The following is a 20,755-nucleotide window of genomic DNA, read 5'->3' as shown; positions in this document are numbered from 1 at the left end:
CGCAGGCTAGCGGTAAACCTCGCGCCGGTTGCCGATTCGCACAAGCAGGACGCGCATTACCTTGTCCTCAATGTGGCTGATCACGCGGTAGTCGCCAACACGGTACTTCCAGAATTCCCCTAGCTTACTGCCCTTCAGGGGCTCACCCATGCTGCGAGGATTGTCGAGTTGTGCGACGCGCTCTGACAGGAAAGACAGAATACGTCTGGCATGGGGGCGGTCGAGCTGTGCCAGTTCGCGCGCTGCTGCGGGGTCGAACTCAATCTTCCATGTCATGGAGCTTCATCAGTTCTTCGAGCGCGATGGTCTGCGTCTGACCCGATTGAATATCGGCCAGGCGCTGCTCGGCAAGATACAGATCTTCGAGATCGTCCAGATGATCGCGGATGGCCTCGATCATGTAGAAAGTTTTGCTGCGGCCAGTCAACTGAGCCAGCCGTTGCAACCTTTGCGAAACGTCATCAGGGAGACGCAGGGAGACAGCACTCATGGCAAGCACTCCTATCTTCAAGCTGTGCAATACAAGTATCGCACAGCATTCGAGGCGTGCAATACATGTATCTCAGATTCTCCGACGAGTGTTCTGGCACCCGTTTCGCGCTCGTATTTCGCGACCCGCTGTCCGACTGCCGGGTTTCGAGCATGGCTTCAATGCCTGTAGCACGCGGGCGAAGACAGCGTCTTGCCCGGTTTGAGGGTATGGAATCCGACGTTGAACGCGGATAATGGCGGGCTGTTGCAAGTGCTGTGTGTTGCCGTCCGGCATTGGCGGGGCGTTCAACGAAATCATTTTTTCATATTGAAGAGATTTGCCATGCGCGTTTCGACGCTCTCGCTGTGCCTTGGGGTTCTGATTCTGGCGGCCTGCAGCAAGGCCCCGCCGCCACAGGTGGAGAAGGCGCCGCCCTTCGTCAAGACGGTTGCGGTGCTCGATGGCGGTCGCGCCGAGCTGGGGCTGTCGGGCACGGTGCGAGCGCGGGTGGAGTCGCCGCTGGCGTTCCGGGTCGGAGGCCGCATCGAACGACGGGCGGTGGACGCCGGTGAGCATGTGGCGGCGGGGCAGACTCTGTTCGAGCTCGATACGCGCGACCTCGACCAGGGCGTGCGAGCGGCCGAAGCCGATCTGGCTGCGGCCGATGCCGCGCTGGCCTCGGCGGCGGCGGAGCTGGGGCGCGCGCGCCAGCTGGAGCAGCGCAATTACACCAGCGCGCAGGCGCTCGAACGTTTCGAGCTGGTGCAGCGCGAGATGAAGACGCGGCGCGAAGCTGCGGCCGCGCGCCTGGCGCAGGCACGCAATGCGCTGGCTTATGCCCGTCTGCAAGCACCGGCTGAAGGCGTGCTGATCGATGTCGTCGGCGAGCCCGGGCAGGTAGTGGCGGCGGGCCAGCAGGTGGCCTTGCTGGCGCAGGCTGGCGAGCGTGAGCTGGAAGTGTACTTTGCCGCCGGCATGACACCGCCGCCGCAAGGCGAAGCCCTCGGCGCTGATGGCACGGTGCTGAAGCTGGTGCTGCGCGAGACCGCGGGCGCGGTAGAGCGTCAGGGCCGCACCCTGCGTACGCGCTACACCGTGCAGGGCGCGCACAACGAGCTGGTGCTGGGCAGCGTGCTGCGCGCGCGTTTTCACGGCCGGACGGCGGACAAGGACGAATTCGCCGTGCCGCTGGCGGCCCTCAACGAGCGTGGCGACGGGCCGCGCGTGTGGCGCGTGCGTGACGGCGCGGTCGAGCCGGTGCCGGTGAGCGTGATGTACACCGACGGTGAGCTGGTGCACGTGCGCGGCGCGCTGAGCGAGGGTGACACCGTGGTGGCGCTGGGCACCCACCTGTTGACGCCGGGCATGAAGGTGCGGGAGCTGGCGCGATGAGCTTTCCCAACCTGTCCGCGTTCGCCGTGCGCGAGCGCGCGCTGACGTTGTTCTTCCTGATCCTGGCGGTGCTGGCCGGCGCCTACGCCTTTATCGGGCTGGGCCGTGCCGAAGACCCAGCCTTCACCATGCGGGTGCTGGTGGTCAATGCGATGTGGCCGGGCGCGACGCCGCAGGAGATGCAGGAACAAGTGGTGGACCGCCTGGAAAAGCGCGTCCAGGAAGTCGAGAACATCTACCGCATCATCACCACGGTGCGCCCCGGCTCGGCCAACCTGCAGATCGAGTTCCACGACTACACGCCGGCCGCCCAGGTGCCGGGGCTGAAATACGACGTACGCAAGCGCATGCAGGACGAGGCCACGCGTTTGCCGGCGGGGGTGATCGGCCCCATCGTCAACGAGGACTTTGCCGACACCTACTTCAGCCTCATCGCGCTCACCGCGCCCGGCATGCCGATGCGCGAGCTCACGCGCGAAGCCGAGGTCATCCGCGACCGCCTGCAGCATGTGCCCGGCGTGCACAAGGCCGAAGTGGTGGGCGAGCGCCCCGAGCGCATGTATGTCGAGTTCGACAATGCCACGCTCGCCAACCTGGGGCTGTCGCCGCAGGTGGTGTTCGATGCGGTGGGGGCAAGCAACCGCCTGTTGCCGGCCGGCAGCATGGAAACCGATGGCCCCCGGCTCTACCTGCGCATCGACTCCGATCTGTCCGACCCGGCAGCGTTGGCGGCGGTGCCCTTGCGCGTTGGCGAGCGCGTGTTCCGCCTCGGTGACATCGCCACCGTGCGCCGCGGCTATGAGGATCCGCCCGGTTTTCTGGTGCGCTCGCGCGGCGAGGACGCGGTGTTGCTCGGCATGGTCATGGTCAAGGGCGAGAACGGCCTCGTGCTCGGCGAACACCTGGCCGAATTCATCGAGACCGAAAGCGCCCGCCTGCCGCTGGGCATGAGGCTGGAAGTGCTGACCAATCAGGCCGATGCCATCTCCGGCGCGGTCAGTCTGTTCCAGGTCAAGTTTCTGGTGGCGGTGGCGGTGGTGATCGTGGTGAGCATGCTCGCCATCGGCTGGCGCGCCGGCCTGGTGGTGGGTATCGCGGTGCCGCTGACGCTGGGCATCACCTTTTTGCTCATGATGCTGATGGGCATCAATCTCGATCGGGTCACGCTCGGTGCGCTCATCATCGCCCTCGGCCTGTTGGTGGACGACGCCATCATCGCGGTCGAGATGATGCTGGTGAAGATGGAGGAAGGCTGGGATCGCGTGCGTGCGGCCGGCCATGCGTGGACCGTGACCGCAGCGCCGATGCTGTGCGGCACCCTGGTCACGGTGGCGGGTTTTCTGCCCATCGGTTTCGCGCGCTCTTCGGTGGGCGAGTACGCCGGCAACATCTTCTGGGTGCTGGCGCTGTCCCTGGTGGTGTCGTGGCTGGTGGCGGTGATGTTCGTCCCCTATCTGGGGGTGAAGATGCTGCCCGCGGTGGCGCGCAAGGACGTGCACAGCCATGAGAGCGTGTATCACACACCGATGTACCTGCGCCTGCGCGCGCTGATCACCTGGTGCGTCACCTGGCGCAAGTCGGTGGTGTTTGGCACGCTCGGCGTGCTGGCGCTGTCGGTGGCGGGCATGGTGGTGCTGGTGGAGAAGCAGTTCTTCCCCGGCTCCGACCGCCCCGAAGTGCTCGTCAGCGTGTATCTACCGCAGGGCAGCAGCATCGGCAGCACGGATGCCACGGTGCGCAAGCTCGAGGCCATCCTGGCGCCGATGGAGGAGCTGCGTACCTTGTCGAGCTATGTGGGGGCCGGCGCGCCGCGCTTCTTCATGTCGGCCAACCCGGAGCCGCCCGACCCCGCCTTTGCCAAGATCATCGCGGTGACCCAGGGCGTGGCGGCACGCACCAAGGTCATGGCCGAGCTCGAGCGCCACATCGAGGCGGGCGAGTTTCCCGAGGCCAGGGTGCGGGTGTCGCGCCTGTTGTTCGGCCCGCCGGTAGTGTGGCCGGTGGCGTATCGCGTGGTCGGCCCCGACCTGCTGGAGCTGCGCCGCATCGCCCATCAGATACGCGAGATCATGGCCACCAATCCGAACGTCGTCGACCCTCACCTCGAGTGGGACGAGCGTGCGCCTGTGCTGCACCTGACGATGGATGTCGACCGCCTGCGCCTGCTCGGCCTGACCCCGCAGGATGTGTCGCAGCAACTGCAGTTCCAGCTCAGCGGCGTACGCATCGCCCAGGTGCGGCAGGACATCCGCAGCGTTGATGTGATTGCCCGCGGCACCCTGGGCGGGCAGCAGCTCAATGCACAGAGTCTGGCCCTGCTCGAGATCCTGACCCCGGACGGGCGCAAGCTGCCCGCCAGCCAGCTGGGTCAGATCGAGGTGCGCTTCGAAGAGCCGGTGATCAAGCGCTATAACCGCGAGAACGCGCTCACCGTGCAGGCCGACGTCCACGGCGCCCAGCCCAACGACGTCACCGATGCGGTGTGGAAGGCGCTGGAAGGCCTGCGTAGCGAGCTAGCGCCGGACTACCACCTGCAGATTTCGGGCGCGGTCGAACAGTCGGGCAAGGCCAACGCGTCCATCCAGAAGCTGCAGCCGGCCATGGTGGCCTTCATGCTGATCTTCATCATGCTGCAGATGCGCTCGTTCTCGGGCACCTTCATCGTCATCGCCACCGCGCCTCTGGGCCTCATCGGCGCGGTGCTGGCGCTGCTGCTGTTCAGTCAGCCCTTCGGCTTCGTCGCGCTGCTGGGCCTCACCGGCCTGGCCGGCATCCTGATGCGCAACACCTTGATCCTGACGCAGCAGGTCCACGACAACTTCGCGGAGGGCATGAATGCCTTCGATGGCGTGGTGGAAGCGGCAGTACGCCGTGCGCGCCCGGTCATCCTCACCGCGCTGGCCGCAGCCTTCGCCTTCATCCCACTCACCCACGACACCTTCTGGGGGCCGCTCGCCTACGTGCTGATTGGCGGGGTGGCGGTGGGAACGGCAATCACGCTGCTGTTTGTGCCGGCGCTGTATGCGTTGTGGTTCAGATTGGGGAAGGGGAGTGCGGCGGGGGGTGGGAGTGTGGCGGTCAAGGCCCACTGACGGGGAAGCGGCTGAGCAAGGCGCGGAAGTGGTGCGGTCATTGCATTTGGAGTGCGGTGGAGTGGAGCTCATGGGGGGCGTGCTCCACCGCAGCGGGTGCGATGTTGGGCGTCGTTCATGATTCACGCGTATGTCGTCGGCCACATCACCGTCAAGAACTCGACAATGTGGGATGAATATCGAAGCAAGGTTCCCGAAACATTGACCCCATGGGGCGGCGAACTTGTCTTTCGTGGAAAACAAGTGGCTGCCCTGTCCGGCGAAAATCCGTATGCGGATATCGTGGTCGTCCGCTTCCCCAATGTCGCAGCAGTCAATGCCTGGTTCTCGTCGCCTGGCTATCAATCACTCATCCCGCTCCGAGAGCAAGCGGCGGACGTGGTCTTGATTTCCTATGAAGCATAGTTCTGTGTCTTTCTCGATACATGGACTGGCGGACGGCCGAGGCTCAAGCCGCCATTCGAGGAGCGCGCCATGAACTCCCTGAGCAAGGACGCGCGGCTGCACATTCCTTGTGACCGGGAGGTCCGGCGGCGGCTGGCCAAGGCAGCTGCGCGATGATCGGTATTGGCCCGTTTTCAATTCAAGTTGTCACCGTCTTCATCGCGCTTGTGCTGGCGTGGGCGCTTGCGCGCTTTGTTGCACAGCGGCTGCCGGATGCGTCGCCCAAGGCAGCCGGTGGGATGGTTTTCGACGCGCTGTTGTGGGGGCTGCTGGCGGCGCGGCTGAGCTTCATCGCGCAATGGTGGGAGGAGTACGCGGCGGCGCCCAGATCCATGATCGCCATCGGTGACGGGGGGTTTACATGGTGGGTGGGGGCCTTGGTGGCGCTGGCTTTTGTGTGGTGGCGAACCCGCGCGCGGCGGGCGCTGCGGCCTGCAGTGCTGGCCGGCATCGCGGGCGGCGTGCTGGCCTGGCTTGCTGCGGGGGGAATGTTTGCCATGCTGCACCATTCCGGGCCGCCCTTGCCCGAACTGCGGTTGGAAACGCTTGATGCGCGTCCCGTCGACCTGGGCTCGTATCGAGGGCGACCGGTCGTGCTCAATCTGTGGGCGACCTGGTGTCCGCCGTGTCGGCGCGAGATGCCGGCGTTTGAACAGGCGCAGGCGGCATTCCCGAATGTCGCCTTCGTGATGGTCAACCAAGGCCAAAACGCGCAACAGGCCCAGGCTTTCCTCGAGCGCGAAAGTTTGACGCTGACCGACGTCTTGCTTGATCCGTCGTCGCGGACGATGCAGGAAATGGGAACGCGCGGCCTGCCCACGACCTTGTTCTTCGACACCCAGGGCCAGCTTGTGGCCTCGCATGTGGGTGAACTCACGATCGCCAGCCTAAAGGACGCCATTGGGCGTCACTTTGGCCGATCGCCTCAGTCCGGCACCGAGCGGTGATTTGTTCGCCGACTGAGTGATGCCCTTGATATTTTTACGACGCTGAATGGATCAGCGTTGCGCCAGAGAAAACAATGACCAATAGATTGTCCCGCGCCCTCGAGCGCTGCGTAAGCATCGAGGATTTGCATCGACTGGCGAAGCGCCGCTTGCCTGCGCCCATGTTCGAGTATCTGAGAGGCGGTGCCGAAGATGAGCGCGCGCTGCGGAACAACTGCGAAGCTTTCTCGCGAGTTCAGCTGATACCGAACACCATGCGCGACGTCAGCCGGGTCGATACCTCGACCCATGTGCTGGGCAGTGATATTGCCATGCCCTTGCTGCTCGGGCCGGTCGGCTATGCCGGCATGTTTCATCATGAGCGCGAGATCGGCGCGGCAGCGGCGGCAGACAAGCACAAGACTTTTTACTCGCTCGCCACCTGGGGTTCCTCGACGCCGGAGGAGATTGGTGTCGCGTCCGCAGCACCCAAGATGATGCAGCTATACATACCCGCGGACCGCGAGAGAGCCTATGCCCTGGTCGATCGGGCCAAGGCAGCGGGCTTTACCGCGCTGTGCGTGACGGTGGACACGCCCGTGCAGGGCAGTCGCGAGCAAGCCTGGCGCATGGGGATGCCGCCACCGGCCAGGATGCCCCTCAGCTCGTACTTGAGCATTCTTGGCCACCCGCAATGGCTGTTCAATTTCATCAAGAATCGGCCGATCGCGGGCGTCAGCTTGTTTGATCACCCGCCCAGCCCGCAGGAAATGATGGAGGCGGGGCCGGCGAAGGATCTGAGCTTCGACGATATCACCCGCCTGCGCGAGCGTTGGGATGGGCCGCTGGCGATCAAGGGCGTGCTGTCAACGCAGGATGCAAGATTGGCGGTGGAGCACGGTGCCACCGCGATCATCCTGTCGAATCACGGTGGCAGACAGTTTGACGCGGCACCGGCGCCCATAGACCTATTGCCCGCTGTTGTCGACGCAGTGGGTGAGCGCGCGGAGATCATTGTGGATGGCGGAATTCGCCGGGGGGTCGATGTGCTGAAGGCCATCGCCCTGGGTGCCACTGCTTGCATGATTGGCCGGCCCTATGTTTATGGCCTGGCAGCCGGCGGACAAGCCGGCGTGGAGCGCGCTCTGCAGATACTGAAGGACGAGCTCGAACGAAACATGGTGCTAATGGGCGTCACCCGGATTGCTGATGTCGATGGTCGATTTCTTTACCCCATGCGGGGTTCGGTCGATCAGCGCAATCCGGATGAGCGTTGTGGCTGAGGTGTTCAGCACAGGAAGAACACCCCGCCCTCTCTGGCGATCAAGCCCTTACGTGGCCCGAGCCAGGCGCTGGGTAGCGGGCGCGGCGTGCCGCTTGCGGGCGGGACGGGCGCGCATCAGTCGCATGCCGTTGAGTACCACCACCAGCACCGACACCTGGTGGATGAACATGCCACCGGCCATGTGCACCTCGTTGGCCAGAACACCGGCCAACAAGCCGAACACCGTCAGCAGGGCGATCGCCACGTTCTGACGAATGTTGTTCAGGGTGGCGCGTGCCAGCCCGATCGCTTCTGCGATCTTGCCCAGATCATCCGCCATGAGCGCGATGTCAGCGCTCTCGATGGCGACGTCGGTGCCAGCCACGCCCATGGCGATGCCGATATCTGCCGTCGCCAGCGCGGGTGCGTCGTTGATGCCGTCGCCGACCATGGCGGTAGGGCCGGTCTCGCGCTGTATGGCCTGGATGGCCTGCAGCTTTTGCTCGGGCAGCAAGCTGGCGTGTACTTCATCGATCCCGATTTCACGTGCGATGCGCTGTGCGCTGGCCTCGTGGTCGCCGGTGAGCATCACCAGGCGCTTCACGCCGATCTCACGCAGATGCTGCAATGCGGCGGCCGCTTCAGGGCGCAGGCGGTCTGCGAAGCCGAGGAGGCCAACCAGGCTGCCGTTTACCGCGACCGCTGCTACCGTCTCACCGCGCTTGCGGATCTCGTCCAGCGCCGCTCTTGCCGCGTCCGACCATTCACTGACGCGGGTTTCGAGCCAGTCCGGACTGCCGATCTCGACCCGCTCACTCTGCCATTGGGCGCTGATGCCGCCACCCGGCGCAGTTTCAAACTGATCGGCACGAGGACCGACATAATCCGCTGGCAGTGCGCGCTCGACCGCGCGGCCGAGAGGGTGCTCGGACCCGCTCTCCGCCAGCGCCGCCCAGTGCAGCAGGCGGGTGCGGGGCATGACTTCATCGGGCATCGCCGGCAGTGCCGGAATTCCGGCCAGCGGCGTGACCGTCAGCACTTCGGGGCGGCCCTCGGTGAGCGTGCCGGTCTTGTCAAAAGCAATGGCGCGGATACGGCCCGCGGCCTCCAGGTGCTCACCCCCCTTGATCAGGATGCCGCCACGCGCGGCGCGGCCGATGCCGGCGATGACCGAGATCGGCGTGGAGATGACCAGCGCACCCGGACAGGCGATCACCAGCAAGGTCAGCGCCAGGGCGACATCCCTGGTCACGGCATAGGCACCGACGGCCATGATGATGATTGCCGGCGTGTACCAACTCGCAAAGCGCTCGATCATGCGCTGAGTCGGCGCCTTGGCCTCTTGTGCCTGTTCGACACGTTGAATGATGCGCGCCAGAGTGGTGTCAATACCGACGCTTTCGGCACGTACCTCGAGATAGCCGTCATGGCTGACCGTGCCCGCGAACACGCTGTCGCCCACCTGCTTCTGCGCAGGAATCGGCTCGCCGGTGATCGCGCTCTCGTCAATCGCGGCCTGTCCGCTGAGGATGACACCATCGACGCCGAGGCGTCCGCCCGGGCGAACCACCACCGTATCGCCCTTGATGACCTCGTGCGGTGCCAGGGTGAGCTCTGTGCCGTCGCGCAGAACGGTGACTTCGGTCGGTGCCAGCGCCAGCAGCTCCTTGAGGGCCGAGCGCGTCCGTGCCAGGGTTCGCGCTTCCAGATAGCCTCCCAGCACGAACAGGAAAGTGACGGCGGCCGACTCCCAGTACTCGCCGATGAACAGTGCGCCGACGGCGGCAATGGTGACCAGCAGCTCGATGCTGAACGAGCGTACGCGCAGGGCTGCAAACGCCCGCAGCGCGATCTCGGTGCCCGCGACCAGCGCGGCAAACAGCCACAGTCCATCGGTCAGGCCAGTCGGGCCACCGAGGAAGTTGCTGGCGACACCGCCAAGGCCTGCCGCACCGGCCACCAGCACGACAATGCCGCGCCGAATTGCGGGTGAATTCCACGCCCGGCGCCATTGGGACAACTTTTCTGAAAATCTCATGTTTGCTTACCTCATCGTGGGGCCGGGGACAGGCACACAGCCCACCCCCGGCCCGGAAACTCAGAACGCGCTGACGCGAACCTCGTAACCGACGTCACGTACCGCTGAAACCAGATGGTCGGTTTTCACCTGATCCGCGTCGTATTCGACCTCGATGCGCCCGGTGGCGAAGTGGACCTTCGCGTCGGTGACGCCGTCGATCTGGCCCAAGGCCTTCTCGATCTTGGGAACACAGGAAGGGCAGCTCAAATCGTCGCTACGTAGGATGGTTTTCATCGTGATTCTCCTGTCTATCTGAATTCGATAGACCCAGGATGCACGATGTAGGCCATTCTTTATATGCGCTGGAACATATTGGTCCACAGACCCACCAAAGAATTGATGGATCGGAGCGCCGCGCGACCCGCGCTGGCGGCGGAGGCGATGAGATCGGCAGCGAAAGTGCCGGACGCGCCCTCAGCGCGCGTGCTCAGCCTCGTCAGCCAGACTTGCCAGCGCGCTGCGATCGCGCACTCGTATCCATTGCCGCCCGGTATCGACATAGCCCCGCCGCCGCAGGCTGGAAATGACCCGGCTTACGGTCGCCGCAGTGCTCGCCACCATGGCGGCCAGGTCGCGCTGCGAAAGTGGAGACTGGATCAGGATGCCGTCTTCGTGGACCTCGCCCAGCCGATCGGCGAGGTCGAGCAGCACTTGTGCGATGCGCGCCTCCACCGGCAGCGTGCTGAGCGCGCGGATGACATCATGCGCGGCTTCGAGATCACTCACCACGCCGTCGAGCGCGCTCAGCGCCACCTCTGGATAGGTGCTCAGCAGATGGCGGAAGTCCGCCGTCGTGATCGTCAGCACGCAGCAGCCGGTCTGGGCGATGGCGCTGTGCGGATAGCGGCCCTGACGGAGTGCGCTCAGGCCGCCAAAGGAATCACCCTGGCTCAGCAGATCGAGTACGACCTTGTCTCCGGCGACGCTGTGCTGGAGCAGCTTGACTGTGCCATGGGCCACCAGAAAGAGCGCCTGCACCGGCTCGCCTTCATGGTAGAGCGCCGTGCCGGCCGGATGGCTGACGCTGCGGAACAGACCATTCACGGCATCGATTGCCGGCTGCGGCAAGCCACGGAAATACGGTGCGTTGCTCAGGATCCGGGCGCGCAGCTCGGTTGAGCAGGAGCCGAGGTTGATCTGATCATCCTTCAGGGGCGTTGTGCGTTTGCGCCTCATGATGGCCTCGAGAACTAGCGCTAGAAGCGAAGAGGTCGATCGCTTCGGTATCGAAGGGGCTGAGCTTATGGATTCTGGGTCAGGATGCCGCGCTCGGTATCGAAATGCATCTTCTTGAGGCGATCGACAAACCACTTCAGCGCTTTTCCCGTATTGCCCCGACGCCAGGCAGCCGATATTTCTGTCGGCGGTCGCGGCGCATCCAATTCCAGAAGCACCAATTGTCCTTCAGCCAGCTGCTGAGTGATGCGGTGCAGCGGTAGGTAGCCGACACCCAGCCCCTTGCGCTGAACCTCCATCTTGTGCTCGATGCCAGGCACGATGATGCGGCTGCGGCCATCGAGCAGCCCGGCGGAGCGTACGGGTAGGCGCTGTGAGCTGTCGGCCACGATCACCGTAGGGTAGTCCTGAATCGCACTCGCCGGCAGCGGCTGCGGCAGTTCGGTCAGCGCATGGCCGGCGGCAACGGCAAATCCGAACTTCACTTTGCCCAGTGAATGCAGGGCAAGCCCAGGGGCAGGGGGCGCGCCCTCGGCGCCGATCACCAGATCACAGCGGTCGTCGCACAGCGCATCCCAGCTACCGCCGAGCACTTCTTCAGTCAGGCGGATCTCGGTCTTGGGCTGTACGCGCTGGAAGGCTGCAATCAGGTCATAGATGGGGTCGCAGCTCAGTATGCTGTCGATGCAGATGCGAAGCTCCACCTCCCAGCCGTCGGCCGCCTGGCGGGCAAGCGCGGTCAATTGCTCAGCGGCTTTGAGAATCTTCCGGCCTTCCTCCAGCACCAGGCGGCCAATTGCGGTCAGCTCGGCTTTGCGCCGGCTGCGGTCGAAGAGCGCGACGCCGAGGTCTTCTTCCAGCTTGTTGATGGTGTAGGAGACCGCGGACGGCACGCGGTGCAGCTCTTCGGCGGCGGCGGCAAAGCTTTGGCGGCGCTCGATCGCGTCCAGGGTCTGCAGCGCATCCAGAGTGATAAGCAAGGTCATTGTTCAGTTTTTCTGACTATAAAGCTCAGATCATTCCGTTATTTTTCGCCAACCCATTGCATTATAGTGCGTACATCAAACAGCCTGATTGATATTTCTTGAAAGAGAGCGGCGAGCAGGAAGTTTATGCATGGCGCGCTTGCAAGTGAGAGAAATTCGACCGGCTTGATGGGGAAGCTGTCCGCCAGCGCGGCCCTTGTGCTCATCACAATCAAAAATGAACGGAGGCAGCAAATGGGATTGCTCGTGAAAGGTCAATGGCTTGACCAGTGGTATGACACCGACTCCACCGATGGCCGCTTCGCTCGCAGCGAGTCGCAATTTCGCAACTGGGTCACGGCCGATGGCAGCGCGGGTCCAAGCGGTGAGGGCGGTTTCAAGGCCGAAGCTGGACGCTACCATCTGTACGTCTGCCTGGCCTGCCCTTGGGCACACAGGACCTTGATCTTTCGCAAACTGAAAGGGCTGGAGTCGATGATTTCGGTCTCGGTGGTGAACCCCTTGATGCGCGAACATGGCTGGACTTTTGAAGCTGGCGAAGGCGTGGTGGCAGACCCGGTGTTTCAAGCGCGCTACATGCACCAGATTTATACGGCCGCCGACCCTGAATACAGTGGGCGAGTGACGATACCGGTATTGTGGGATAAAAAGCAGAACTTGTTTGTCAGCAATGAGTCTTCCGAAATCATTCGCATGATGAACTCCGCTTTCGATGGTATTGGCGCCACGCCTGGAGATTATTATCCGCAAGCTCTGCGCACGGAAATTGGTGGCATCAACGATCAGATCTATGACCGTGTAAATAACGGAGTCTACAAGGCTGGATTTGCGACTACTCAGGAAGCTTACGAGCAGGCGGTCTTTCCCTTGTTCGAGACCCTGGATGAGCTGGAAGAACGTCTGTCGAAACAGCGTTACCTGCTCGGCGAGCAGATTACTGAGGCGGATTGGCGTTTGTTTACGACGCTTGTGCGTTTTGATGCTGTCTATCACGGGCACTTCAAGTGCAACTTGAGGCGGATCGAAGATTATCCGCATCTGGCAGATTATCTGCGAGAGCTTTACCAGTGGCCTGGTGTGGCTGCGACCGTCAATATGAAGCATATCAAGGAGCACTATTACCGCAGTCATGACACCATCAATCCAACGGGCGTTGTGCCGGCGGGTCCTGTGCTGAATCTCGATACTCCGCACCTGCGCGAGCGATTCAAGCGGAGCCAGGCCAACTGAGCGGAAAATAAATTACATGCCGTGTGCGGCATATATGACTCAATTAATCGAGGGCTATCATGCAAGCTCTGCAGTTTTCAGATACCGGCACGCTGGATTCGCTTCAAGTGCGCGATGTGCCGAGACCGGTGCCTGGGCCGGGTGAAATTCTGATTGAGGTTCGGGCTACGGGGATCAACCCTAGCGATCTGAAGAACGTGCTTGGTAGCTTTCCCTACACCACGGCACCGCGTATTCCCGGGCGGGATTTTTCCGGTGTTGTGGTGAGTGGGCCACCAGAGCTGCAGGGGAAGGCGGTCTGGGGCGGTACAGGCAAGGGCTTTGGTTTCTACCGTGACGGCTGCCATGCGCAATATGTCCTTGTGCCGGCCGATGCTGTCGCACCCATGCCGGCGTCGCTCAGCTTTTCTCAGGCGGCCACGTGCGGGGTGCCATTCATCACCGCTTGGGATGCGCTTGAGCGAAGCCAGGTCAAGGCCGGTACCCGCTTCCTGATCATAGGTGCCGGTGCGGTGGCCAGCGCTGCGCAAGCGCTGGGGAAAGCACGGGGCGCGAATGTTGTAGTGGGCGTGCGGCGTGCCGAGGTCGCAAAAGAGCTGCAAGCCCAGGGTGTCAACGCCTTTCAATTGCAGGACGCAGCGCAACTGCCGGAGCAGGCACGAGCGCGCTTTGAACAGCACGCGCCGGAAGTCGTCTTCGATACGACTGGCTATTGGTTGTCGGCAGCGGTTGATAGCGTTGATACGTTTGGGCGCGTGGTGATAATTGCGGCGCCCGCGGATGGAGTGATCAGTATGTCCTCCTTGAATCTATACCGTCGCGGCGGAGCGATTATCGGCGTCAACTCGCTGCTGTACAGCTTGCAGGATTGCGCGAGGATGCTTGAAAAAATAGGCGCTGCGTTTGAGGACGGCTTGCCGGTGCCAGGTGGATTCATCGAACTGCCGCTTGCAGAGGCGGTCGCGGCCTATCATCGGATCAATGAGGGTGGCTCTGAAAAGATTGTTCTGATTCCATAGAAATATCTCTCTTGTAGGCACGGATTAAATCAAAAGGAGATTCCGAGATGATCGAGCTACGACCCCATCTTGAACTGGGCGGTGCCCAGCATGGCTGGCTGGATGCCCGCCACCATTTCTCATTCGCTTCATATTACGACCCCAAACGCATGGGTTGGGGCGCGCTCAGGGTATGGAATGACGACACCATCGCTGCGCACACCGGTTTTCCACCGCATCCCCACCGCGATATGGAGATCATCACCTATGTGCGCAAGGGTGCAATCACGCACAAGGACAACCTCGGCAATCAGGGCCGCACCGCCGCGGGCGATGTGCAGGTGATGAGTGCTGGAACCGGCATTACCCACAGTGAGCTCAATGAAGAGGGTGAGCCCACGCAGATCTTCCAGATCTGGATCATGCCGGATGAAAAGGGCCTGCCGCCGGCCTGGGGGTCCAAGCCTTTCCCCAAGGTCGAGCGCAGCGGATCCTTTGTCACCCTCGCCAGCGGCTTGTCCGGTGACGCAGATGCACTGCCGATCCGTGCGAATGCGCGCGTGGTCGCTGCAAGCCTTGCGGCTGGGCAGAGTGCCGAATATCACATCGCCGCCGGGCGCAAGGTCTATCTGGTTCCTGCCAGCGGTCGGATCGAGGTTAACGGCGTGCTGGCAGCGACCGGTGATGGCCTGGCAATAGACGACGAGGTCCTGTTGCGGGTGAGCGCGCAGGAAGACAGTGAGATCGTGCTGGTGGATGTGACATGAGCACGCAGTCGAGGTGGTCGGGTTCCAGCCTCAGGGTTGGGCGTGGGAGTCATGCCCCGGTTTTTCCGCATGACGAGAAGTGCAGAAGCAGATCGAATCTTATCCAGCGAGGACGCAAAAATGACTAAAGTTCTGATTGTTTATCACTCCATGTACGGCCATATCGAAACGATGGCGAACGCAGTTGCTGAAGGCGCTCGGAGCGTCGCTGGCGTGGAGGTCACGGTGAAGCGTGTGCCGGAAACCATGGATGCCGAGGTCTTCAAGGCGGCCGGCGGCAAGGTCGATCAAGCGGCGGCGGTCGCCAAGCCGTCTGAGCTCGCCGACTACGACGCCATCATCGTGGGCACGCCCACTCGGTTCGGCAACATGTCCGCGCAGATGCGCAACTTCTTTGACCAGACCGGTGGACTGTGGGCCAAGGGCGCTTTGGCCGGCAAAGTGGCCAGCGTGTTTACTTCGACCGGCACAGGCGGTGGGCAGGAGATGACGATCACCTCCACCTGGACCACGCTCGCGCACCACGGCATGATCATCGTGCCGATCGGCTACACCACGCCTGCGCTGTTTGATGTTTCCCAGGTCGGTGGCGGTACGCCTTATGGCGCATCGACGATTGCCGGTGGCGATGGCTCGCGCCAGCCCGACGAGCGTGAACTGGGTATCGCTCGTCATCAGGGTGAATATGTCGCGAAAATTGCAGCCAGGCTGAAAGGCTGAAGTCGGCTGACAATGACCTTCATCGAAGCTCATTGAAATTGTCGGGCGAATCGCTTCAGGCTTGGCGATTCGCCCGACATGAGCATCAGGGCCTTATCGACTTTGAAGACATCAGCGACGCCTCAGGCATAGTGGCTCCCCTTGGGAGCGCCTCTGTCCTGCCTGATCTTGATATTGACCAGCGCGGGCTTGCCAGAATCGATTGCCCGCTGGATGGCGGGTCCGATCTCCTCGGGGCGCTCACAATATTCGCCATGCCCGCCCAGCGCCTCGACAATCTTTTCGTAGCGAGTGAACTGCAATAGTGCAGCGGGAGGATTGGCGCGCTCACCATACATCAAGTTCTGAGGCCGCATGATCTGCCCCCAGGCCGCGTCGTTACCGATGATGCCTATGATCGGTAGATTGTGGCGAACAGCGGTGTCGAACTCGGGTGATCAGTTCGGCTATGGTGTTCATTCCCGGCTCCAGAAATGGCAGTCAAGGCACTTTGCAGTCAGCGCTCCCCGTTGGTTCTGGCGCAGTGCTGTGCGTCGCTGGGTTCTGATTCAGCTGCCCGGACGGTGTTGTCCTGAGCCGGGCGGCTGAATCAAAGCAGCGCTGCGAGGCGACGACGGTAGCGATGCGGGCCACCGTAAGCGAGTTCGATCTCCTTGGCCTTGCGGGTCCATAGGTGCAGGTCGGTTTCCCACATGTAACCCATGCCGCCGAAGATCTGGTGGGCGGTGAAGCAGGCCTGAAGGAAGGTCGCATTGCTTGCGCACTTGGCGATGGCGACTTTTTCCGCTGCGGGCAGACCGGCTTCGAGGTAGGTGATGGCCTCGTAGGCGGCCAGCCAGGCCGTCTCCACGTCGGTCCAGACATTGGCCAGCATGTGCTGGACCGCCTGGAAGCTGCCAATCGGCTTGCCGAATTGCTCGCGCTCCTTCGCATAGGCCACGGTCATTTCCAGCACTTGCCGTGCGCCACCGGCAGCGGCAGCGGACTGGAAGGCTTGCGTCCGGTCCAGGGCCTCATCCAGGCGGGATTGCGCCACCGGGCCGTCGCCAAGCCATTGTTCCTGTGGAACCAGCACATTGTTGAAGCGGACCTCGTGCACATTGGCATGGGCCAGGGAGTGCAAGGCGATGAGCTCGACCCCTTCGGCCTTGGGTGAAACCAGTACCAGGCTGGTCTCTGCGCTGTCGGGCATTGCGGCGCTGACGAGCAGGAAGTCGCTGGCGTCGGCGTTGACGACAAAGTACTTCCGTCCATCGAGGCGCAAGCCTGCGGGGCATTGACGCAGCGTGGTCGGGGGTGTGCCGGCACCATGCAGGGCTGTCTCCTCGTGGGTCGCCAGGCTCAACATCAACTTGCCTTCAATCAGGGGCGGCAGCCATTGCTGTTTCTGTGCCTCGCTGCCGACATCCTGGATCAACCAGCCACAGGTGACGATGCAATCCACAAAGGGGGTCGGGTCGCAAGCCCGTCCCAGTTCTTCCACCACCACCGCCAGGGTGACCCAGTCGCTGCCTGCGCCGCCATAGGCGTCTGCGAAGGGCAGGCTCAGCCAGCCCAGTTCGGCCATGCTTTGCCAGATTTCGCGGGGCAGGGCCGCGTGCTCCTCGCGCATCTTGCGCACCATGGCAGGGGTGCACTCTCGAGAGAGGAAGCGGCGCACCGCGTCCTTGATCTGCTGCTGTTCGGAGGTGAGGTCCAGTTCCATTGTTCTGTCGTCCGCTTAAAGAGTTAGCCTCGGGGCAGGCCCAGCCCGCGCTGGGCGACGATATCCCGCTGGATTTCGTTGGTGCCCCCACCGAACTTCATCATCGGCGCCAGCAACCAGGACTGGGCCAGGTAGCCCTGCATGGGCACGTGGGGGGAGCCATATTCGAGCAGCGCACGCGGGCCGAGTATCTGTATGCCTTCGTCGGCGAGCCTTTGCTCCAGTTCGGAGGCCAGAATCTTCTGTGCCGAGGCCTCGGCGTTGGGCACCTTGCCGCGGTCTATCATCCACGCGGTCTTGGTGCACAGCAGACGCAGGCGTTCGATGTCGATATGCAGGCGGACCAGGCGGTCCTGGATCACGGGGTCGTCGTACCGTGCCTGACCCGCATCATCCGTCTCCTTGCAACATGCCAGCAAGGCGTCGAAGTTGCGCCGGATCTTGGTGTACTTGCCCATGAAGACGCGCTCGAAATCCAGCGCCACGGCAATGGTGTAGAAGCCGCTGTTGGGGGCACCGATCATGGCGCTGGCGGGAACCCGCACCTCATCGAGGAAGACCTCGTTGGTGCGGATGCCTTCCATGGTGTAGATGGGCCGCACCGTCACGCCGGGAGTCGCCAGCGGGAAGATGAAGACCGACAGGCCCTTGTGACGGGGCGCCGTCGGATCGGTGCGGGCCAGCAGCCAGATGTGGCTGGCGTAGTGGGCACCGGTGGTGTACACCTTTTGGCCGGTGATGACATATTCGTCGCCATCGCGCACCGCGCGCGTGCTCAGGCTGGCCAGGTCCGAGCCGGCGTTGGGCTCCGTATAGCCCAGGCAGATTTCCAGGTCGCCGCTCAGGATGTGGGGCAGGTACTGCTGCTTCTGCTCTTCCGAGGCCAGCTTGATCAGGGTCAGGGCCAGGGAGGTGATGGTGAGGTTGCCGTAGTGGATGTCCTGCAGATCCAGCTCGTGATAGAAGATCGATTGCTCGATCATCGACCGGCCCTGGCCACCGTGCTCCTTGGGCCAGCCGATTCCCAGCCAGCCCTGTTTCCCCAGAAGCTTGAGGAATTCCGTGGCAAGGGGACCGGGGGAGTGACCCGATACCGCGATCTCCTCGCGCAGGGCGTCGCTTACGTTGTCGTCCAGAAACTGGCGTATCTGCTGGCGAAACTGTTCCTGCTCGGCGGAATAACGGAAATCCATGGTTCAGTCTCCATGCGTCAGCAAGTGGTCGCGGCCCCTGCTGGTGAAAAGCTCGCGTAATGCCTTGGCATCATCCGCGCTGAAGGGGCGGTAGTGTTCCTCACGGGGTGGCAGCCACCAGACCGGATCGTCAGACTCCCAGGCTTCCTGCTTCAGATTCCGCTTCAGCACCTTGTTGGTGTGGGTGGTGGGCAGCCTGCGGCTGATCCTGATGAAGGTGGGCATCCATTTGCTGCCGAAGTCCTCCTGCGCTTCCAGGAAGGACTTGAACTCCTCCAGGTCCAGCGTGCTGCCGGGCAGGATCTCCAGCGCCGCCATCACCCGGTCGCCGACGAGGGGGTCGGGGACCCCGTAGACCGATGCGATCGCTATCTGGGGGTGTCTTGCCAGCACCTGCTCGATCTGCACGACCGAGAGGTTCTCTCCATCCACCCGCAGCCACTCGGTGTCGCGGCCGGCGAAGTAGAAGAAGCCTTTGGCGTCGCGGTAGGCCAGGTCGCCGCTCCAGTAGGCGCCATTGCGGATGCGCTGCTCTCGCCCTGCTGGATTGTTCCAGTAGCCTTCGAAGAGTGTTTCCCCTGCGAGATTGACCAATTCGCCGATCGCCTCGTTGCCGTTTTCCAGGCGGCCATGGCTGTCGAAGCGGGCTCGCGGGCATTCCTCTCCGGTGGCCGGGTTCATGACGCGGATCTGATCCGAGACGCCAACCCCAAGCGAGCCCGCGGGCGTGCCCTCGGTGCGCAAAATGGTGATGCAGCCTTCGGATGAACCATAGTGGTCCACCGGCATGCAGCCAAAGCGGCGGGTGAAGCGGGCGATGTCCACCTCGGTGGCTTCGCTGCCGCACACCAGGCGCAGGGTGTTGTCGCGATCGTCGGGTTTTTCCTCGGTGGAGAGGATGTAAGCCAGCGGCTTGCCCACGTAGCAAAAGACCGAGACATTGAACTTGCGCACGTCGGGAAGAAAGTTGGATACGGAGAACTTTCGGCGCAGTACTGCCGCTCCGCCCGCGGCCAGCAGCGCCAGCAGCCCCATGATCAGGCCCGTGGAGTGAAACAGGGGCATCGGCACATAGGAGACGTCGCGTGCAGTCAGGTTCTGGGCTTGCACCAGCATCAAGCTGTTACGCACCACGCGGGCGTTTGAGTAGATCACCGCCTTGGGCGATCCGCCCGTGCCCGAGGTGAAGATCAGACAGGCGATGTCAGCGGGCGAGACGGCGGGCAGGGGTTGCTTGTTCGCGCTGGCGAGGATGTCCTTGTGGGCGGGGTCGTCCACCACCTGGAAGCCGCTGCCGAGTGTCTCGATCGTCTCCTGCGGCACTTGCCCCTGATGGCAGGATTCGGTGATCAGGAACTGGCATTCGGTGTGGCTGATGTCCCGCGCCAGATCCGCCCCCTTGCGGGTCGAGTTGAGCGCGACGAAGGTGGCACCGGCGAGGGCGCAGGCCCCAACCCAGAAGGCATAGTCCGGGATGTTGTCCAGCAGCAGGCCGACATGGAAGGGACCGGGACGGCGCTGGGCCAGCAGATAGTTGGCACGAGCCGCGCATTCCGCCACCAGTTCTGCGCCGGACCAGCAACGATCCTCGAAATAAAGGGCCGGCAGGCTGTCCTGGCTGCGCGAGCGAAAAATGTCTGCAACGGTTTCCATGTCCCGAACTCCTTTGTTCAGTTGGTGGAACGCGAGGGCAGGAATACCGTGGCGGTGGCGGGCACCAGCAGGTCACCTGTCGCATTTTCTTCCCAGACTTCCAGGTCCACGGCGGGGCGACCCTCAAGTTCGTACTTCTTCACCACCTTGCCCCGTAGCGTCAGGGACTGGCCGGCGAGCGCCATACCGCGGTTGGAGTAGGTGAATTTCTTCAGGAATCCGCCCGCGCCCATCCAGTCGCTGACATAAGCCGAGAGTTGGGCGCCCTGCAAGGGGCCCTGGACCAGAACGGTCGGCAAGCCCTCGCTGTGGGCGAACTTCTCGTCGTAGTGGATGCGATGGGGATTGCGGGTGATGGCGCTGTACAGGAACATCTGCGTGGTGGTGACGGTCTTGGTCAGCGGCGCCAATTCCATGCCTTCGCAGACGTCTTCAAAGTAGCGGCTTTGCGCTTCATTCATTTTGCGTATCCTTTAAGCCGGCCAAGCCGGAATCAAAGATGAAATGCTTCGACAAGGAGCTGCGCCGACAGGCCGGAGAGGCGGCAAGAGTCTCGCCCCTCCGATGTTCCGTCGCGCGCGGGCGGCGACTGATCCGGCCCGCCTTGCGCGCAATTCCTCACGTGATTTGTCATGACTTGCGCCGTAACAGGCGGGC

The 20,755-nt window shown here is 62.9% G+C and carries 19 protein-coding genes and 1 pseudogene; 9 read left to right on the top strand and 11 right to left on the bottom strand.

Translation table 11 applies throughout. The annotated features are described in order from the left end of the window. Positions 1-6 precede the first annotated feature (6 nt). Entirely contained in the window at positions 7-276 is a 270-nt protein-coding gene (locus M622_RS34210) for a type II toxin-antitoxin system RelE family toxin (protein ID WP_021250203.1), read from the bottom strand. Beyond that, the gene (gene relB, locus M622_RS0120465) at positions 260-490 is read right to left on the bottom strand and encodes a type II toxin-antitoxin system RelB family antitoxin (RefSeq protein WP_031347220.1); all 231 of its coding nucleotides are present in this window, start codon (positions 488-490) and stop codon (positions 260-262) included. Before relB ends, M622_RS34210 begins: the two co-directional genes overlap by 17 nt. Before the next feature lie 324 nt (positions 491-814). On the opposite strand from relB, the gene M622_RS34205 reads away from it, so the two are divergent. The 5 genes from M622_RS34205 to M622_RS34185 all read left to right on the top strand — a co-directional run bounded on the left by M622_RS34205 (position 815) and on the right by M622_RS34185 (position 7,609). Then, complete coding sequence (locus M622_RS34205) at positions 815-1,864, top strand: efflux RND transporter periplasmic adaptor subunit (protein WP_021250201.1); 1,050 nt, start codon at positions 815-817, stop codon at positions 1,862-1,864. After that, positions 1,861-4,956, top strand: coding sequence for an efflux RND transporter permease subunit (locus M622_RS34200; RefSeq protein ID WP_021250200.1), 3,096 nt, complete (start codon positions 1,861-1,863; stop codon positions 4,954-4,956). The genes M622_RS34205 and M622_RS34200 overlap by 4 nt, the downstream gene beginning before the upstream one ends. A gap of 117 nt (positions 4,957-5,073) precedes the next feature. Continuing rightward, on the top strand, positions 5,074-5,361 hold the full coding sequence (locus M622_RS34195) for a DUF1330 domain-containing protein (RefSeq protein WP_021250199.1): 288 nt from the start codon (positions 5,074-5,076) through the stop codon (positions 5,359-5,361). A 152-nt stretch (positions 5,362-5,513) separates the two neighbouring features. Continuing rightward, a complete protein-coding gene (locus M622_RS34190; RefSeq protein WP_021250198.1) occupies positions 5,514-6,347 on the top strand; it encodes a TlpA disulfide reductase family protein in 834 nt (277 codons plus the stop codon). A 74-nt stretch (positions 6,348-6,421) separates the two neighbouring features. Continuing rightward, a complete protein-coding gene (locus M622_RS34185) occupies positions 6,422-7,609 on the top strand; it encodes an alpha-hydroxy acid oxidase (RefSeq protein ID WP_084520761.1) in 1,188 nt (395 codons plus the stop codon). A 48-nt stretch (positions 7,610-7,657) separates the two neighbouring features. Here the strand turns inward: M622_RS34185 and M622_RS34180 are convergent, their stop codons facing one another. From M622_RS34180 to M622_RS34165, 4 genes are all read right to left on the bottom strand, one after another. Then, positions 7,658-9,628 carry a heavy metal translocating P-type ATPase gene (locus M622_RS34180; protein ID WP_052028729.1) on the bottom strand — a complete coding sequence of 657 codons (1,971 nt, stop codon included), beginning with the start codon at positions 9,626-9,628 and terminating at the stop codon, positions 7,658-7,660. A gap of 60 nt (positions 9,629-9,688) precedes the next feature. Next, a complete protein-coding gene (locus tag M622_RS34175) occupies positions 9,689-9,904 on the bottom strand; it encodes a heavy-metal-associated domain-containing protein (RefSeq protein ID WP_021250195.1) in 216 nt (71 codons plus the stop codon). A gap of 180 nt (positions 9,905-10,084) precedes the next feature. Further along, complete coding sequence (locus M622_RS34170) at positions 10,085-10,846, bottom strand: Crp/Fnr family transcriptional regulator (protein WP_021250194.1); 762 nt, start codon at positions 10,844-10,846, stop codon at positions 10,085-10,087. Positions 10,847-10,911: 65 nt separating this feature from the next. Further along, on the bottom strand, positions 10,912-11,832 hold the full coding sequence (locus tag M622_RS34165; protein WP_021250193.1) for a LysR family transcriptional regulator: 921 nt from the start codon (positions 11,830-11,832) through the stop codon (positions 10,912-10,914). A gap of 126 nt (positions 11,833-11,958) precedes the next feature. Here M622_RS34165 and M622_RS34160 point away from each other — a divergent pair, with 126 nt between their 5' ends. The 4 genes from M622_RS34160 (at position 11,959) to wrbA (ending at position 15,547) form a co-directional block, all read left to right on the top strand. After that, complete coding sequence (locus tag M622_RS34160) at positions 11,959-13,062, top strand: glutathione S-transferase family protein (RefSeq protein WP_021250192.1); 1,104 nt, start codon at positions 11,959-11,961, stop codon at positions 13,060-13,062. Positions 13,063-13,121: 59 nt separating this feature from the next. Next, positions 13,122-14,081, top strand: a complete 960-nt coding sequence (locus tag M622_RS34155) for a quinone oxidoreductase family protein (RefSeq protein WP_021250191.1) — start codon at positions 13,122-13,124, stop codon at positions 14,079-14,081. A gap of 47 nt (positions 14,082-14,128) precedes the next feature. Next, positions 14,129-14,827, top strand: coding sequence for a pirin family protein (locus tag M622_RS34150; protein WP_021250190.1), 699 nt, complete (start codon positions 14,129-14,131; stop codon positions 14,825-14,827). Positions 14,828-14,896: 69 nt separating this feature from the next. Continuing rightward, on the top strand, positions 14,897-15,547 hold the full coding sequence (gene wrbA / locus M622_RS34145; RefSeq protein ID WP_370696041.1) for an NAD(P)H:quinone oxidoreductase: 651 nt from the start codon (positions 14,897-14,899) through the stop codon (positions 15,545-15,547). Positions 15,548-15,669: 122 nt separating this feature from the next. Here the strand turns inward: wrbA and M622_RS34140 are convergent. The 5 genes and pseudogenes from M622_RS34140 to M622_RS34120 form a co-directional block, all read right to left on the bottom strand. Then, positions 15,670-15,969, bottom strand: a pseudogene (locus M622_RS34140) (thiamine pyrophosphate-dependent enzyme); the annotation flags it as partial. 167 nt (positions 15,970-16,136) lie between these two features. Next, a complete protein-coding gene (locus tag M622_RS34135) occupies positions 16,137-17,252 on the bottom strand; it encodes an acyl-CoA dehydrogenase family protein (RefSeq protein ID WP_021250187.1) in 1,116 nt (371 codons plus the stop codon). A 23-nt stretch (positions 17,253-17,275) separates the two neighbouring features. Beyond that, positions 17,276-18,445, bottom strand: coding sequence for an acyl-CoA dehydrogenase family protein (locus M622_RS34130; RefSeq protein ID WP_021250186.1), 1,170 nt, complete (start codon positions 18,443-18,445; stop codon positions 17,276-17,278). Between the two features lie 3 nt (positions 18,446-18,448). Next, positions 18,449-20,098 carry an AMP-binding protein gene (locus tag M622_RS34125; protein WP_021250185.1) on the bottom strand — a complete coding sequence of 550 codons (1,650 nt, stop codon included), beginning with the start codon at positions 20,096-20,098 and terminating at the stop codon, positions 18,449-18,451. Between the two features lie 17 nt (positions 20,099-20,115). After that, positions 20,116-20,559: a MaoC/PaaZ C-terminal domain-containing protein gene (locus M622_RS34120; protein ID WP_021250184.1), complete on the bottom strand. Its 444-nt coding sequence runs from the start codon at positions 20,557-20,559 to the stop codon at positions 20,116-20,118. Between the last annotated feature and the right edge of the window lie 196 nt (positions 20,560-20,755).

This window comes from Thauera terpenica 58Eu (assembly GCF_000443165.1).
GTDB classification, from domain to species: Bacteria; Pseudomonadota; Gammaproteobacteria; order Burkholderiales; family Rhodocyclaceae; genus Thauera; species Thauera terpenica.
The sequence above is the reverse complement of the archived record's forward strand: the minus strand, read 5'-3'. Positions and strand labels throughout refer to the sequence as shown.

Coding starts and splice junctions, on each gene's coding strand:
- M622_RS34175 (WP_021250195.1), bottom strand. CDS start 9,904: ATGAAAACCATCCTACGTAGCGACGATTTGAGCTGCCCTTCCTGTGTT.
- M622_RS34210 (WP_021250203.1), bottom strand. CDS start 276: ATGACATGGAAGATTGAGTTCGACCCCGCAGCAGCGCGCGAACTGGCA.
- M622_RS34170 (WP_021250194.1), bottom strand. CDS start 10,846: ATGAGGCGCAAACGCACAACGCCCCTGAAGGATGATCAGATCAACCTC.
- M622_RS34155 (WP_021250191.1), top strand. CDS start 13,122: ATGCAAGCTCTGCAGTTTTCAGATACCGGCACGCTGGATTCGCTTCAA.
- M622_RS34125 (WP_021250185.1), bottom strand. CDS start 20,098: ATGGAAACCGTTGCAGACATTTTTCGCTCGCGCAGCCAGGACAGCCTG.
- M622_RS34120 (WP_021250184.1), bottom strand. CDS start 20,559: ATGAATGAAGCGCAAAGCCGCTACTTTGAAGACGTCTGCGAAGGCATG.
- M622_RS34150 (WP_021250190.1), top strand. CDS start 14,129: ATGATCGAGCTACGACCCCATCTTGAACTGGGCGGTGCCCAGCATGGC.
- M622_RS34205 (WP_021250201.1), top strand. CDS start 815: ATGCGCGTTTCGACGCTCTCGCTGTGCCTTGGGGTTCTGATTCTGGCG.
- M622_RS34130 (WP_021250186.1), bottom strand. CDS start 18,445: ATGGATTTCCGTTATTCCGCCGAGCAGGAACAGTTTCGCCAGCAGATA.
- M622_RS34185 (WP_084520761.1), top strand. CDS start 6,422: ATGACCAATAGATTGTCCCGCGCCCTCGAGCGCTGCGTAAGCATCGAG.
- M622_RS34160 (WP_021250192.1), top strand. CDS start 11,959: ATGCATGGCGCGCTTGCAAGTGAGAGAAATTCGACCGGCTTGATGGGG.
- M622_RS34200 (WP_021250200.1), top strand. CDS start 1,861: ATGAGCTTTCCCAACCTGTCCGCGTTCGCCGTGCGCGAGCGCGCGCTG.
- M622_RS34180 (WP_052028729.1), bottom strand. CDS start 9,628: ATGAGATTTTCAGAAAAGTTGTCCCAATGGCGCCGGGCGTGGAATTCA.
- M622_RS34190 (WP_021250198.1), top strand. CDS start 5,514: ATGATCGGTATTGGCCCGTTTTCAATTCAAGTTGTCACCGTCTTCATC.
- relB (WP_031347220.1), bottom strand. CDS start 490: ATGAGTGCTGTCTCCCTGCGTCTCCCTGATGACGTTTCGCAAAGGTTG.
- M622_RS34135 (WP_021250187.1), bottom strand. CDS start 17,252: ATGGAACTGGACCTCACCTCCGAACAGCAGCAGATCAAGGACGCGGTG.
- wrbA (WP_370696041.1), top strand. CDS start 14,897: ATGACGAGAAGTGCAGAAGCAGATCGAATCTTATCCAGCGAGGACGCA.
- M622_RS34195 (WP_021250199.1), top strand. CDS start 5,074: ATGATTCACGCGTATGTCGTCGGCCACATCACCGTCAAGAACTCGACA.
- M622_RS34165 (WP_021250193.1), bottom strand. CDS start 11,832: ATGACCTTGCTTATCACTCTGGATGCGCTGCAGACCCTGGACGCGATC.